Origin of the sequence: Solibacillus sp. FSL K6-1781 (genome assembly GCF_038630735.1) — a bacterium.
GTDB classification, from domain to species: Bacteria; Bacillota; Bacilli; order Bacillales_A; family Planococcaceae; genus Solibacillus; species Solibacillus silvestris.
Genome location: NZ_CP152038.1, coordinates 135,001 through 150,070 on the forward strand (window position 1 = coordinate 135,001; position 15,070 = coordinate 150,070).

At 41.0% G+C, this 15,070-nt stretch carries 12 protein-coding genes and 2 rRNA genes (1 of these 14 cut by a window edge); 9 read left to right on the forward strand and 5 right to left on the reverse strand.

Annotated elements, in window-relative coordinates; translation table 11 throughout:
* Positions 1-937: ribosomal RNA gene (locus MHH37_RS00670) — 23S ribosomal RNA — on the forward strand; it begins 1,992 nt to the left of the window's first position.
* Positions 938-1,120: 183 nt separating this feature from the next.
* Positions 1,121-1,236 (forward strand): 5S ribosomal RNA (gene rrf / locus MHH37_RS00675).
* Between the two features lie 100 nt (positions 1,237-1,336).
* On the opposite strand, the gene MHH37_RS00680 is transcribed toward rrf, so the two are convergent.
* Positions 1,337-2,008: a LytTR family DNA-binding domain-containing protein gene (locus MHH37_RS00680; protein WP_342574582.1), complete on the reverse strand. Its 672-nt coding sequence runs from the start codon at positions 2,006-2,008 to the stop codon at positions 1,337-1,339.
* A gap of 215 nt (positions 2,009-2,223) precedes the next feature.
* On the opposite strand from MHH37_RS00680, the gene aceA reads away from it, so the two are divergent.
* From aceA to MHH37_RS00705, 5 genes are all read left to right on the forward strand, one after another.
* Positions 2,224-3,507, forward strand: a complete 1,284-nt coding sequence (gene aceA / locus MHH37_RS00685) for an isocitrate lyase (protein ID WP_008407410.1) — start codon at positions 2,224-2,226, stop codon at positions 3,505-3,507.
* 429 nt (positions 3,508-3,936) lie between these two features.
* Complete coding sequence (locus MHH37_RS00690) at positions 3,937-5,112, forward strand: alanine--glyoxylate aminotransferase family protein (RefSeq protein ID WP_342574585.1); 1,176 nt, start codon at positions 3,937-3,939, stop codon at positions 5,110-5,112.
* Between the two features lie 133 nt (positions 5,113-5,245).
* The gene (ade, locus tag MHH37_RS00695) at positions 5,246-6,991 is read left to right on the forward strand and encodes an adenine deaminase (RefSeq protein ID WP_342574586.1); all 1,746 of its coding nucleotides are present in this window, start codon (positions 5,246-5,248) and stop codon (positions 6,989-6,991) included.
* Positions 6,992-7,033: 42 nt separating this feature from the next.
* Positions 7,034-7,744 (forward strand): glycosyltransferase, encoded by a 711-nt coding sequence (locus MHH37_RS00700; protein WP_342574587.1) that lies wholly within the window; start codon positions 7,034-7,036, stop codon positions 7,742-7,744.
* An 85-nt stretch (positions 7,745-7,829) separates the two neighbouring features.
* Positions 7,830-8,213 (forward strand): DUF1232 domain-containing protein, encoded by a 384-nt coding sequence (locus tag MHH37_RS00705; RefSeq protein WP_008407415.1) that lies wholly within the window; start codon positions 7,830-7,832, stop codon positions 8,211-8,213.
* A gap of 49 nt (positions 8,214-8,262) precedes the next feature.
* On the opposite strand, the gene MHH37_RS00710 is transcribed toward MHH37_RS00705, so the two are convergent.
* The 4 genes from MHH37_RS00710 to MHH37_RS00725 all read right to left on the reverse strand — a co-directional run bounded on the left by MHH37_RS00710 (position 8,263) and on the right by MHH37_RS00725 (position 12,353).
* Positions 8,263-9,210 carry a BadF/BadG/BcrA/BcrD ATPase family protein gene (locus tag MHH37_RS00710; protein ID WP_342574588.1) on the reverse strand — a complete coding sequence of 316 codons (948 nt, stop codon included), beginning with the start codon at positions 9,208-9,210 and terminating at the stop codon, positions 8,263-8,265.
* Complete coding sequence (argH, locus tag MHH37_RS00715; RefSeq protein WP_008407419.1) at positions 9,203-10,726, reverse strand: argininosuccinate lyase; 1,524 nt, start codon at positions 10,724-10,726, stop codon at positions 9,203-9,205. Before argH ends, MHH37_RS00710 begins: the two co-directional genes overlap by 8 nt.
* Before the next feature lie 133 nt (positions 10,727-10,859).
* On the reverse strand, positions 10,860-11,774 hold the full coding sequence (locus MHH37_RS00720; protein ID WP_008407421.1) for a DMT family transporter: 915 nt from the start codon (positions 11,772-11,774) through the stop codon (positions 10,860-10,862).
* An 18-nt stretch (positions 11,775-11,792) separates the two neighbouring features.
* Positions 11,793-12,353, reverse strand: a complete 561-nt coding sequence (locus MHH37_RS00725; RefSeq protein WP_014825059.1) for a GNAT family N-acetyltransferase — start codon at positions 12,351-12,353, stop codon at positions 11,793-11,795.
* Between the two features lie 150 nt (positions 12,354-12,503).
* On the opposite strand from MHH37_RS00725, the gene MHH37_RS00730 reads away from it, so the two are divergent.
* Positions 12,504-13,451, forward strand: a complete 948-nt coding sequence (locus tag MHH37_RS00730; protein WP_339263477.1) for a carbohydrate kinase — start codon at positions 12,504-12,506, stop codon at positions 13,449-13,451.
* 508 nt (positions 13,452-13,959) lie between these two features.
* A complete protein-coding gene (locus MHH37_RS00735) occupies positions 13,960-15,066 on the forward strand; it encodes a helix-turn-helix domain-containing protein (protein WP_342574591.1) in 1,107 nt (368 codons plus the stop codon).
* The last annotated feature ends 4 nt before the right edge of the window (positions 15,067-15,070 follow it).

A 15,070-nucleotide genomic window follows, 5' to 3' on the forward strand; every position in this document is an offset into this window, starting at 1 on the left:
CGCACGAAAGGCGTAACGATCTGGGCACTGTCTCAACGAGAGACTCGGTGAAATTATAGTACCTGTGAAGATGCAGGTTACCCGCGACAGGACGGAAAGACCCCGTGGAGCTTTACTGTAGCCTGATATTGAATTTTGGTACAACTTGTACAGGATAGGTAGGAGCCAGAGATCTCGGAGCGCCAGCTTCGAAGGAGGCGTCGGTGGGATACTACCCTGGTTGTATTGAACTTCTAACCCATGCCCCTTAGCGGGGTAGGAGACAGTGTCAGGCGGACAGTTTGACTGGGGCGGTCGCCTCCTAAAGAGTAACGGAGGCGCCCAAAGGTTCCCTCAGAATGGTTGGAAATCATTCGTAGAGTGTAAAGGCATAAGGGAGCTTGACTGCGAGACCTACAAGTCGAGCAGGGTCGAAAGACGGGCTTAGTGATCCGGTGGTTCCGCATGGAAGGGCCATCGCTCAACGGATAAAAGCTACCCCGGGGATAACAGGCTTATCTCCCCCAAGAGTCCACATCGACGGGGAGGTTTGGCACCTCGATGTCGGCTCATCGCATCCTGGGGCTGTAGTCGGTCCCAAGGGTTGGGCTGTTCGCCCATTAAAGCGGTACGCGAGCTGGGTTCAGAACGTCGTGAGACAGTTCGGTCCCTATCCGTCGTGGGCGTAGGAAATTTGAGAGGAGCTGTCCTTAGTACGAGAGGACCGGGATGGACATACCGCTGGTGTACCAGTTGTCTTGCCAAAGGCATCGCTGGGTAGCTATGTATGGACGGGATAAGTGCTGAAAGCATCTAAGCATGAAGCCCCCCTCAAGATGAGATTTCCCATTACGCAAGTAAGTAAGACCCCTGAAAGACGATCAGGTAGATAGGTTCGAGGTGGAAGTGCGGTGACGCATGCAGCTGACGAATACTAATCGGTCGAGGACTTAACCACATTTTATTGCTCAATTCAATGAAACGTTTATCCAGTTTTGAAAGAATGATCTTTCTAAGGGTTTCAAGACACAAGCTAGTCGAGGAAACGACTGAGTGATTGAAGGAGCGTACTTAAGTACGTGACTGAAAGAACGAAGGAAGTTGACGAAGGATAGCGCCGTGTATTGGAAGCCGAAAATAGTGAAGTGATGATGGCAAAGAGGTCACACCCGTTCCCATACCGAACACGGAAGTTAAGCTCTTTAGCGCCGATGGTAGTTGGGGGCTTCCCCCTGTGAGAGTAGGACGTCGCTTCGCACAACGCAAACCCACTGAGTAATCAGTGGGTTTTTTGTTTTATTTTATTGAATTTCAACTTTTAAAACCCTGTAATGCCCACTCTAAAATCCATCATATATTAAAACTCCAGAACGGCCCGCAAGTTATTTATATACGATTGACTAACTGGCAATTCCACACCATCATTCAGCTGTACAATAAAATTGGAAGTCAAATCCCGAGAGATTTTCTTTATATAGCAAATATTAATAATATAGGAACGATGAATGCGAAGAAAGTTATTTGGCAATCGAGTCTGCAGCTCCTTTAATGTAATCGCTGTTTTGTATTGTTCTCCTTTGGAATAAAACCATGTCCGCTTTTGCAGACTTTCAATATGCGAAATTTGGTCGATTGAAATCGGTACCCAATCTTCCATTTGTTTACCTGTTAAAAACTGATATATATCTGAACTCTTTACTTTAAATAACGGGGGCAGGACGACAACTAAAGCACCTTGTTCGCCATTTACCAAAATCGGATACCCGATTGCATAATAAGGTGATTCAAAAAGTGTATTTTCCATAACAGCATCTACTTTTCTACCTGTTTGAAGTACTTTATAAGCAATGCTGTCTTTCGGTACATCGGAACCTACTTTCAATGAAAAATGGTGATGACCTGTACTGAAATAAATAAAGCAATTGTTTACTGCTATTGCTATCGATGCATCTTGAGGAATCCAATCTTCTAAAATAATTTTATACTGATTTAAAATGTTCTTTTCGATCTCAATATTTTGTAGTGACAATGCAAATCCACTCCCTCTGTATTATTGCCTAAATGTCAATTCATCCTCCAAATATACACATTCATCCTAAATTAAAGTTAATTTGTCAGAAAATAATGAAAAGTTAAACATTCTGTTATACATTATATTACAGCAAGATGTTCTGTTATGGAACAGGCAATTACAAATTTTTCTAACAGAATATCCATACACAATGGGGAAGGTGGAAATTTATTATGTCAACTCGTCAAGAAAGAATCGAAGCTTTACAAAAGGATTGGGCAGAAAACCAGCGCTGGAAAGGAATTGAGCGTGGCTATACAGCAGAAGAGGTTGTAAAGTTACAAGGTTCATTCATCCAGGAGCAAACATTAGCAAAACGAGGATCAGCTCGTTTATGGAAGTCATTACACGAAGTGCCTTTCATTAATGCTTTAGGTGCTTTAACGGGGAATCAGGCAGTACAGCAAGTAAAGGCAGGTTTACAGGCAATCTACTTATCGGGGTGGCAAGTAGCGGCTGATGCAAACCTTTCTGGTCAAATGTATCCGGACCAGTCTTTATATCCGGCAAACTCTGTACCGGCAGTAGTAAAGCGTATTAACCAGGCACTGCAACGTGCTGACCAAATCGACCATGCAGAAGGCCGCGACGATGGCTTTGACTGGTTTGCGCCGATTGTAGCTGATGCGGAAGCAGGCTTTGGGGGTCCTCTAAACGTATTCGAATTAGTTAAAGGGATGATTGAAGCGGGTGCAGCTGGTGTGCATTTAGAAGACCAATTAGCTTCTGAGAAAAAATGCGGACACTTAGGCGGGAAAGTATTATTACCAACACAAAACGCTGTACGTAATTTAATTGCTGCACGTTTAGCTGCTGATGTGGCAGGCGTTGATACAATTTTAATCGCACGTACAGATGCGGATGCTGCTGACATGGTAACGTCAGATATTGACCCACGCGATGCAGAATTCTTAACAGGTGAACGTACTCCAGAAGGATTCTACCGTACAAAACCAGGTATTAAGCAAGCAATTGCACGCGGGTTAGCTTATGCACCATATGCAGACTTAATCTGGTGTGAGACTTCTCACCCATCATTAGAAGAAGCTCGTGAGTTTGCTGCTGCAATTCACGCTGAATTCCCAGGGAAAATGTTAGCGTATAACTGCTCGCCTTCATTCAACTGGAAAGCTAAATTATCAGATGAAGAGATTGCCGAGTACCAACGTGAGTTAGGTAAACTTGGATATAAATTCCAATTTATTACACTTGCTGGTTTCCACAGCTTAAACTTTGGTATGTTCGAGCTTGCGCATGACTACAAAGACAATGGAATGGCTGCTTACTCTAAATTACAACAAGCTGAGTTTGCTGCTGAAAGTAAAGGTTACACTGCAACTCGTCACCAACGTGAAGTAGGTACTGGTTACTTTGATGAAGTATCACAAACAATTTCAGGTGGTACATCATCGACAACTGCTATGTCAGGTTCTACTGAAACAGAGCAATTTGTATAAGATTAAGATTTTATAGGCAGTGTTATGAATAGATTCATAAACGGGGAACTGCTTTTACGGATTAACTTATTCCTTTTCTTCTATCATATCGATTCAAGTGACATTGGGGAATGTGCACTTAGTAAATAGACGTTATGCCGAAGCGGTTATTGAAAGAAACGTAGGATGGAGAAGGGGAATAACTTTTTGAACTTGAACAGCTTGACTACTACGATAATTACTAAATCGAATTGGAACGCGGTTTAGTATGGGGTTGCCTCCCAACATATAAGGAAAACTTAGGGGTTTTTATAGAGATAAATGTCTTTTTAGCTTGGATGGGGCTAGAAAGGCATTTTCTATTTTTTAAAAATGAAGGAGTTCTAATCTGATATAGAGAATATTATATAGATAGAATATTTTTACTATTGTGAAAAGGGAGTAATTACAATGAAAAATAAAGAATTATTATTAGTACCAGGGCCGACACCGGTAATGGATGAGATTTATGACGCCCTGGCAAGTGAAACGAGAGGGCATACGGATCCTCGGTTTGTGGAAACATTTAAAAACGCACTTGCCAATACAAAAAAGCTATTTAATACAGATGGGGAAGTGTATGTTGTAGCAGGATCAGGAACATTGGCAATGGAAATGGCAATAGTAAATACTATTGCAAAAGGTGAACGTCTGCTTGTTATCAGTCACGGTTACTTCGGTGACCGTTTTACACCACTTGCAAAGGCGTTTGGAATTGAAGTCGATGTACTGCAGTCAACATGGGGTGAGCGTGTAGACTCAAAGCTTGTTGAGGAAGCATTGAAGGCTAACAATTATAAGGCGGTTACAATTACACATGCGGATACATCAACAGGGGTTATGTCCGATTTAGAGACACTTGTACCGATTATTAAAGCATCTGGGGCACTTGTTATTGTCGATGGTGTTGTCGCAACAGCAGCATTGCAAGAGGATATGAGTAAAGCTTACGGTGAAGACGACTATAAAATTGATATTGTGTTAACAGGATCTCAAAAGGCGATTGGTATTCCTCCTGGGCTGGCGATTGTTGCTTTCAGTCAACAGGCACTGGCTGCCCGTGAACAGATCGGGACAGTGCCAGCTTATTATGCGGATATACATAACTGGCGCGCAATTATGGAAAACCCGGCAATGTACTTTGCGACGCCTCCAGTGAACTTAATTTACGCATATGATGTTGCATTAAATATTGTATTAGAAGAGGGTATGGAAAAACGTGAAGCGCGTCATATCGCATTTGGTAAAGCAATCCGTGCTGCACTGCGTTCGTACGGGATGACACCATTGGCTAATGAGGAAGTAGCAGCACCGACATTGAGCTGTATTTTATATCCTAAAGGTATTGATGATGCCAAGTTTCGAGCAAGCTTGGCAAAAAGCGGCGTTATTGTAGCGGGTTCTTTAGCCCACTTAGCAGGAAAAGCATTCCGAATCGGACATATGGGGAATACGACGGCGGAAATGCTGGAGCAGGCAATTGCTGTGATTGGTGAAGCATTGCAAGAGCAACAGCTTCAAGTCGATATCGAAAAAGCTAAAAAAGTATTCTTGCAACAATTAGAAGCAGCTACGGTACAGAGTTAAAAAGATTGCCCGGAAAGCAAAATTCGGGGGAATATTGAAAAGGGGACGGTGCAATTTATGAGCGTTCCCTTTTTATTTAGTTACTGATAGAAAATATTGTATGATAGTTTGAAATAAAAAGGGTGGGTGGCATATGAAGCAAATCATCGATCAATCCCAAAAACGGGGAAAAGCAGATTTCATTATTCAACATGCACAAATTGCAGATGTCTTTAATTTGCGGTGGCGACAAGGGGATGTTGTAGTAGCAGAAGGAAAAATTGTTGCGATTTCCGAGCCGGGTGAATTTGAAGCAGAAGAAATAATAGATGCGCACGGAAAGTATATTGTGCCGGGCTTTATTGATGCACATATTCATATTGAATCTTCTATGGTGGTGCCAAAACAGTTTAACCGAATCGTGCTTCCCCATGGTGTAACGACTGTTGTTACAGACCCGCATGAAATTGCGAATGTCGCAGGAAAAGCTGGACTGAGATTTATGCTGCAGGATATAGAAAATGTGGAAATGGATATTTATTATATGTTGCCATCCAGTGTACCGGGCACCTCTTTTGAAAACGCGGGCGCAGTGCTGACTGCAAAGGATTTAGAGGAATTTGTTCAACATAAAAGTGTACTAGGTTTGGCCGAGGTAATGGATTTTCCTGCTGTACTAAATGGGGAAAAGGAAATGCTCGCAAAGTTAATGCTTGCTCAAGAAAACGGGATGGTCATCGATGGGCACTGTGCAGGTTTAACAAGTGCACAAATACGTGGCTACCGGGCGGCCGGCATTACAACGGACCATGAATGTGTGACAGCTGAAGAAGCATTGGATCGAGTGGAGCAGGGGATGTATGTGTTGATCCGGGAAGGTTCTGCAGCCAAAAACCTTAAAGCCATTTTACCTGCTGTAACAATGGCTAATTCGCGTCGTTTTGCCTTTTGTACGGATGATAAGCATTTGGATGAACTGATAGAGCAAGGGAGCATCAATTATGCAGTGGCCCTAGCGATTTCAGAAGGAATGGACCCATTACTGGCGATTCAGCTTGCTACAATAAATGCTGCGGAATGTTATCGTTTAGTAAATAAAGGTGCTGTTGCTACAGGCTATGACGCAGATTTTATAATAATTGATGATTTAAAGACGATGAAAGCACGCGCTGTATGGAAAAATGGAAGAAAAGTTGCGGAAAGTGGAGAAATGCTTTCACCAACCCCGGAAAAATCTACTGTGGAGAGATCTATTTTACAGTCAATGCACTTAACAAAACTTACAATTGAAGATTTACGCCTACGGTTTAAAGGAAACAAGGCAAATGTTATAAAAATTGTACCAAACCAACTCATTACGAAGCGGATAGAAGTGGAAGTAGATGTAGAAAACGGACAATTTGTACCATCGATCGAAAAGGATTTATTGAAGCTAGCAGTGGTAGAGCGCCACCACCATGTTGGGACAAAAGCAGTTGCAATTGTACAGGGTATCGGTATTCAAAGCGGTGCTGTAGCGACAACGATTTCCCATGATTCACATAATGCGATTGCCGTAGGAACAAATGATGAAGATATGCTAATCGCACTTAATGCACTTCAAGAGATAGAAGGCGGACTAGTCGTAGTTAATGATGGGGAAGTGATTGCTTCTTTCAGTCTGCCAATCGCAGGTCTTATGACAGATATTCCTGCAGAACAGGCGAAGCAAAAGCTGAAAAAATTACATGAAGGACTGCATACCATTCATCCTACGCTCGATTATCATCTGTTTCTGACATTATCATTTCTGGCACTGCCGGTAATCCCTGACATTAAGCTTACCGATACAGGATTGTTTGATGTTAAAAAATTCCGGCATATTCCTGTTGAGATTTTACAGTCCGATCAATCGCATTAACCTATATAGTTCCCATAAATATTTTATTAAGGAGCATGTAAAATGGAGCAAGTCATTATTATGATTCCAGCGCTAAACCCTTTACCGGCCCTTCTGGAATTTGTCAGGAAACTGCGTGCATTGCCGATCGCTCGTATTATTGTCATTAATGATGGCAGTGAAGAAAAATATAACCGTCTGTTTGAACAATTACAGCAAGAAGGTTGCGATGTATTAACACATGACCAAAATCTAGGGAAAGGCCGCGCACTTAAAACAGGGATGGAATATATTCTAAAAACCCGACTGCGTACAAAGGGAATTATTACAGTAGGTGCACATGGTCAGCATTCGGTGTTGGATGTTGAGCAAGTGCTATCAAGTACGAAAATTTTCTCGGATGGGATTATTTTAGGGATTCGTGATTTTAAAGATTCAGACTACCCGTTCATTAGCAAACTTCAAAATCGTGCTTATTCGATGATGTTTGAACTGTTTATTCGTAAACGTTTGCTCGACATTCAAACAGGACTACGTTATATTCCAAGAAAACATCTGCCATGGCTATGTAAAGTGAATGGAGAGTCTTATCACTATGACACGAATATGCTGATAGAGGCGATAAGACGAAAAGTTCCTGTATACGAGGTGCCGATCGGTCATGCAAAGCTCCGGAAAAATTCAATCATTTACTACGATGAAGTATTGAATCCAACGAAAATTTTTCAGCAACTTTGGATAAATTTCCTACATAAAAGACAAAATACGAAATGAATCTTTTCTAATAGCGAAAACGTATAGGATTACGAGTCGCATATTTGAGGAATACTAATGTAATAGCAAGGAAAGGAGCATGAGTATGAGCGAACAATATAATTTCGAAAAAATGGTTGAAGGTCAAGACCAACATTATTCAGATAAAAAGTTTCTGCATAAATTGAAAAACTTCGGTGGAGGTTTAGGTTATAAAGCGGTGCATGCAGCGGCGACACTTTACGTTGCCCTGCGTAGCCCGGACATGCCTAAATCGAGTAAACTCATTGTTTTAGGAGCGCTGGGGTACTTCATTTTACCATTCGATTTAGTTGTCGATTTTCTCCCTTTAGTCGGTTTGACGGATGATGCATTTATTATTTTAACTGCACTTGGAAAAGTATATTTATCGATTACAGATGAGATGAAGGATGAGGCAAAAGGGTTAATCGATTCAAAGCTTGGAAGCCAGGAGAATGTAGTGAAATAAAAGAAGAAATCCCCTTTCAGCAACTACTGCAAAAGGGGATTTTCTATGTCTACTTTACGGGTTGTGCCCCATTTAATTCACGTAAGCCACGGTTAAAGATAGCTTCAATCGGCTTTTCCTCACATAACTTTAACGTTATCTTCGGATGTGTTTTTTGGAGCTGTGTAGTTATTAACTCAACAAGCAAGGGATTGTTTTTTAGTATTCCGCCATTTAAAAAAAGTGTATGGGCTATATTGGAGTAACCGGCATTTTTCAATGTCGTTGTTGCCAATAATACAAGCTCATCTGCTGCCTTTTGCATAATTTTTTGTGCAACGGTATCTTCCATTTCGACTGCCTGTTGTAAGTAGGAACTGAAGCTTGCCAATCGCGCATTTGTATAATCCGCTGAATAAATGAGATTGAACAATTCATCTGTGCTGTTAACATGATGACCAGCTAAAACAAGCTCTGTTAATAAAGTCGGTTTATTTCGCCCGTCGGCAGCGCGGAAAATTGCTTTTGCAATATGTTTTCCGATCCAGTAACCGCTTCCTTCATCGCCAATCCGATGACCCCAGCCACCGCCGCGGCTAATCCGATCATTCATAAGGCTGTAGCAAATAGCCCCTGTACCGGAAATTAGCAGGCTGACATTGTTTTTCCCGAGCCCCTTTAAAGTTGCTTCAACATCATTTTCTATAATAATTTGACCGAATGTAAAAGGGGAGCGGGCGATACTTTCTTCAATAATCTCTTCGATAATCTTTTTGTCCTGATCTGTATCAATGCCGGCAAGTGCAAATATCGCGATATCAATAAACAGACTTGGTAAATGAGCTGCTGCACTCCGGAGCAGGCCGGTAAATACATGTTGGGCATGTTCGATTCCAACAGCTTGGTAATTTGAGCCTGTGGAAGTTGCGGTAAATAGTTCACGGCCATCTGTAGAGCGAATAGTCATTATTGTTTTTGATGCACCACCATCAACGGCTAATACATAACGATTACTCATGTTCCGTCCACCCCTTTAAAATTTGTTCCAATCCATTTTCGGCCTTTAAAATTGCCTCTGTTTTTTCTCTCAGCCAATTTTCAAGATGGACAGTATCATCTTGTGCCTGGCTAAGTGATTTTCGCATTGTTGCAGGCGCAGGACCTCCCTTTAATGTACGAATATTAACGAAGTATTCCGGCTGAATGGCCTGGTAAAAAGCAATCTCATTAATTTGAAGCGTCTTTCCTGTAACTTCCACACATTTCTCATTTGCCAAATTCCATGTCAGGCTTGCAAGCGATTCTTTATTATTTGCCATCAGCTCCCGCACACAAAGGCTAACAATTTTATGTGATTGACGGAATGAAATACCTTCGGAGCGGACAAGGGAATCGGCAAGCTCTGTTACATTGGCAAAGCTGTTTTGTGCACGCTTCAGTAAATTCTCCTTATTCACATCCATCGTGAGAATCATTCCTGCAAATAGCTTATAAATTCCGACTAACCGGTCGATTGCCCGCCATAAATAAGGTTGCATATCATCTTCTGTATCGACAATATCTCCAAATGGTGTATTGTGAACCATCTGCAATACAGTAGCCGCATCCCCGACAACCGATGAGAGCAGTGAACGTGTATGCTCAATTGAAACAGGGTTGCGTTTTTGAGGCATGATGGAACTGATTTGCACATATGGACTGGCTAGCTTAAAAGCATTAAATTCCTGTGTTGCCCATAGTAAAAAGTCCTGAGATGTGCGCCCTAAATTAAGTGCGGCAAGCTGTACGATACTGGCAGCTTCTGCGATATAATCGGCACCGGCTACCGCATCCCAAGCATTTTCGATTAAATCATCAAAGGCAAGCAACTCCTGCACCCGTTCGCGGCTAATCGGAAATCCTGTAGTTGTTAAAGCAGCCGCGCCCATACTGCTTCGGTTAATCGTATTATATGCGGCCTGCATTCGTTTATAGTCCCTAGTAAGCTGGTCAATAACGGCCTTTAAATAATGGGCAAACGTTGTCGGCTGTGCTTGCTGTGTATGTGTATAGCCAATCATAATCGTCTCTACATGCTCTTCGGCAAAGACGATTAGCGATTGACGTAAATTCAAAAGTTCCTGCATGAGCGTGAGCATCTTTTTACGTAGTGTCATGCGGTAAATGGCAATTCCCATATCGTTTCTGCTGCGTCCAATATGTAAATTTCCAGAAACGTCGCCTCCGAGTTCGATTAGCTTGTTTTCAATACGGAAAAATAAATCTTCAAACTGCGGGTTATAATCACGCGTTTTATAATATTCCAAATCAAGATTTTGGATAGCTTGACCGATACGACGTGCATTTTCTGAGGTAACCAATTCCTGTTCTTCTAGCATCTTTAAATGGGCAATATGAATTTGAAGCATCGCATCCAAAAAATGCTTGCGTGCCTCATCGTAAGCGGGCTGTAAAACCATTTGACGATAACTATTGGAAGGAAATAAAATTCCTTCTTTTTCATTTATTAAATTGCGGTAATTCTGAAAGAACATGTTGAATGGGCCTCCAATCAAATGATAGAAACTACTACCTAATATTCTCATTCTACAATTATTAGAAAATTTTATCAATTCAAATAAATAAAGTGAATTAACCGGAATAAAAGAAAAAACAGCCGCCCTAAATTCAGGGCAGCTGTTGTTTTTGATCGATAACTCGCACTTTTTTTGAAGCGAAATAAGATGGCAGTACCATACCAAACAGTACAAATACGATACCGAAAATTTGTAGAAGTGTTAAGCTTTCATTTAATACAATGACGGATACTGTAATTGCTACAGGCAGCTCCATTGCACTCAAAATTGGGACAAGTGCACCACCGACTTTTGGCGCGGCAATCGAAAATAGTAAAATCGGCAAAATAATACCGAAGAGTCCGAGTGCCAGACCGAACTTCCAAAGACCGCCAGTTAATTGGCCGTTCCATACAATTTCCGGTGATAAGAAGATGAATACGATAATCAGTGACACAACAGATAAAATAAATGTACGTCCAATCGTCGTCACCCCTTCAACAGGCTGAGCGTTAAATTGCATAAATGCTGCAAAAGTAAAGGCAGCGAGTAAACCTAGTGCCCATCCTTGCCAAGCAATCTGCGATAAATCTACATCAATCACACCGGCTGCTAAAATCGTACCTACAAATAAAAATACTAATGAAATTAATTCAATACGAGTTGGCAGACGTCTTTTCAGGAAGCAGTCCATAAACAACCCAATCCATGTGAATTGGAATAGCATAACAACTGCCAATGAAGCAGGTAAATAATTAAGGGAGTGTCCGTAAACAATACCGGTAATCGCTGTACATGTTCCGGCTAAAAGCAAAGTGATAGCGCCTTTTTTTGAAAGCTTCGGTAATGTGCGTTGTGTTACTACAAAAAGTACGAGTGCGAGTAAAAATCCAACGAAATACTGGCTAGTAACAGCTTCTGACGAAGTATAGCCATGCTGCATTGCCACTTTTACAATTGTTGATAATACTCCATAACTACTAGCCGCTATTACGATTAATAGCGGGTAAATCCAGTTTTGTTTCATTTATTACTTCTTCCTATTCTAAAGCGATTTCACCATATGATGAAATGGCTCATTAATTATTGTCCAGCTTTCGGTTGTAAGGTAGCCTATTTTTTCATACAAGCGTCGTGCATCTTGTTTCTCTAGTTCCACATTTAGAGAAATTTTTTCATAGCCAAGTTCCTTGCCCTTTTGCTCGGCGAATTGTAAAAGAAGCGTACCAATGCCAAGTCCGCGTGCATTTTTTGAGACGCAAATTGTATCGATATAATATTCATCCATATGTGCTTCAATATCCAATGAAGTCTGTATTCCTTTTTTGGCTAGCTGTTGTTCAAGCTGGCGATCGAGCTTGTACCCGAGACGCCCATCATAAAGCACGACAATCCCAACTATTTCACCTTGCTGTTCCGCTACAAAAGTATTCAAATAGCTGTGTCGATTTGTCGTTTCTGTGACATACTGTTCTAAAGCAGCTAAAATTTGCGAAACTTCCTCTTCACCAGTCAAATTGTTTGCAATGTCTCCGATTGCGTCATAAATTAAAGGGGCGACAGCTTTCGCGTCATCTCGTTCTGCTTGTCGAATGGTAATATTCATTAACAATCATCTCCTTACCGAACACAGTATAACAGAAATTAAATTCATACGCGAAGAAAGCATTAGTTTCAGAATAGTATAAAGTTTTATAAATATATCTTTTCTATGGTAAATTAGTAAGAACATACAACGTCGGAGGTTAGACAATTAATGAGTCAAATAGACAAAGAATTCATCTTAGTTTATGGAGATGCATTCGTTGATTATATTGCAAATGATCAGACCAATACTTCATTTACGAAGTATTTAGGTGGCGCAACAATCAATGTTGCAGCAGGGATTAGTCGTATTGGGGCACCGTCAGCACTTATTACAATTACAGGCGATGATGAAACTTCGGAATTTTGCCGTCAGGAGATCGCAAAAGAAGGTGTGAATCTTGATTTCGCTGTATTTGATGCGAAGAAGCGTGTAAGTGGTGTATATGTGCATTTAACTGAAAAATGTGAGCGAGTATTTAAAGATTATGTCGATGAGACGCCGAATTTACAAGTAACACCTGAGCAGTTACAGGAAGAAGCATTCAAACGTGCTTCCGTTTTAAATGTTTGTTCAGGAACGATGTTTGAAGAAACCGCATTAAAAACAACACGTGCTGCAGTGGATATGGCCAAAGATAAAGGAGCGATTATCGCAATCGATGCGAATATCCGCCCGCTTCGTTGGGAATCCGAGGAAATTTGCCGTGAGACGATTACTTCATTTTTTGAAGATGCCGATATTTTAAAGCTTACCGATGAGGAATTATATTTCCTGACAGAAACAACAACAATTGAAGAAGGCCTCCAAAAGTTGGATGAGCTGTTAGTACCGATCGTGTTAATTACAGTTGGAGCTGATGGAGCATATGCTGTATTAAACGGTGAAGTAACACATGTTCCGGTTGAACAGGTAATCCCTGTAGATACGACAGGTGCTGGTGATGCATTTATGGCAGGCGTACTCCGTTATGTTCATTTCAATGGTTTACCTACAGTAACAGAAGATTTAATCAGCTGTGTCGCATTCGGCAACAAGCTGGGAGCAATGGCTGCTACTAAAGCAGGTGCGTTAACGGCACTGCCAAGCTTCGAGGAAATTAAGCATTTAATTAAATAAACTTTATATAGAGCAAGCTGTCTCCGAAGTGTTTTTACATTTTGGAGGCAGTTTTTTGTTGAGCGCAAGTTTGGGTTGCGGTTATTAGAAGAGTGAAGCCGTTTATTAGAACAACGGGTGGTGTTATTAGAAAGTGAGGGGGAATTGCGAGTGACAAGGTCTTCGTTTAAACATGAATAGAGGAGAAGGGAGGGCGTTTTAATTTTTATTAGAACAATGGTACGAGATATTAGAAGAAGTAGGAACGATATTAGAAAATACCTTAGCGATATTTGAACAATTCATCCGGATATTCGAACAATGAATGGTTATATTAGAAAATCGCGATTTTATTAGAACAAATAAAAATATATTAGAACTTCCCCCATTTTATTAGAACATCCTGACTCCACCATCCTAGCCACCACCGCCAAACGAAACCATTAGTTGACAAAATCTATATTTCGAAAGAATTAGTCGCTATTAATCAGCCAAAGTTCTTTTATAATAAGAATAAGAGGTGAGGGGGATGACCAACTTTCAATTTGCGGCCATTTTTACAGAGCGCCGTAAACAATTACAAGTGACACAAGAGGAAATTGCGCGGCATGTCGGGGTATCAAGGGCAGCTGTTTCGAAATGGGAGAAGGGGCAAAGCTATCCGGATATCGCACTATTGCCGAAGCTTGCAACATTTTTCAATATTTCAATTGATGCACTGCTCGGTTATGAGCCTCAATTGACGGATGAACGGATTTTGAAAATGTATGCGGAATTAGCAAAGCGCTTTTCAAAGGAGCCATTTGCTGAAGTGGACGCAACAATTGATCAACTCATTGAAGAATATTATAGTTGTTTCCCGTTTTTACTGAAGATGGCGCAGCTTTACGTCAATTACTATAATCTTGCACAGAATAAAGAAGCCGCTGCGGACAAAATACAGGAACTCTGTAAACGTGTAAAGGAGTTCAGCGGAAATTACCGGCTGAAAAACGAGGCGAATTTACTTGAGGCATATACGTATATTTTAAGAGGAGAACCTCAGCATGTACTCGAATTATTAGGAGAAGATGCTGTAGTTCAGCTTGGTACTGAACAGCTTATCGCTACGGCACAAACGATGCTGGGCAATATAGAAAAGGCGAAGGAAATTCACCAGGTCAACATGTATCAGCATTTGCTGTATATGATTACGAATGCGAATGAAGCACTTGGATTGGAAATAGGAAATGTATCTTATTTCGAACAGTCGGTCAGCCGAATTGAAACGATAATAGACACTTTTCATTTAAATAAACTGAATATACACAACACACTGCTGTTTTATATAAAGGCAGCGAGCGGATATGCAACACAAAATAATATAGAAGAAGCAATTCGCTGTATTGAGCGCTATGTAAAAATTTGTACACAAATCAAATTTCCATTTCAAATTACAGGGGATGATTATTTCTACTTGCTGGATGGCTGGATCGCAAAGGAAGTTATGCTGAGCACGCAAACACCACGTGATGAAGAAACAATCAAAAAATCAATTTATGAAAGCATTGCCCAAAACCCGATGTTGGCAAGTGTGCAAAACGATACGCGCTATAAAAGTTTACTTGTCAATTTAAAACATCATTTAAAAATTTAAGGGG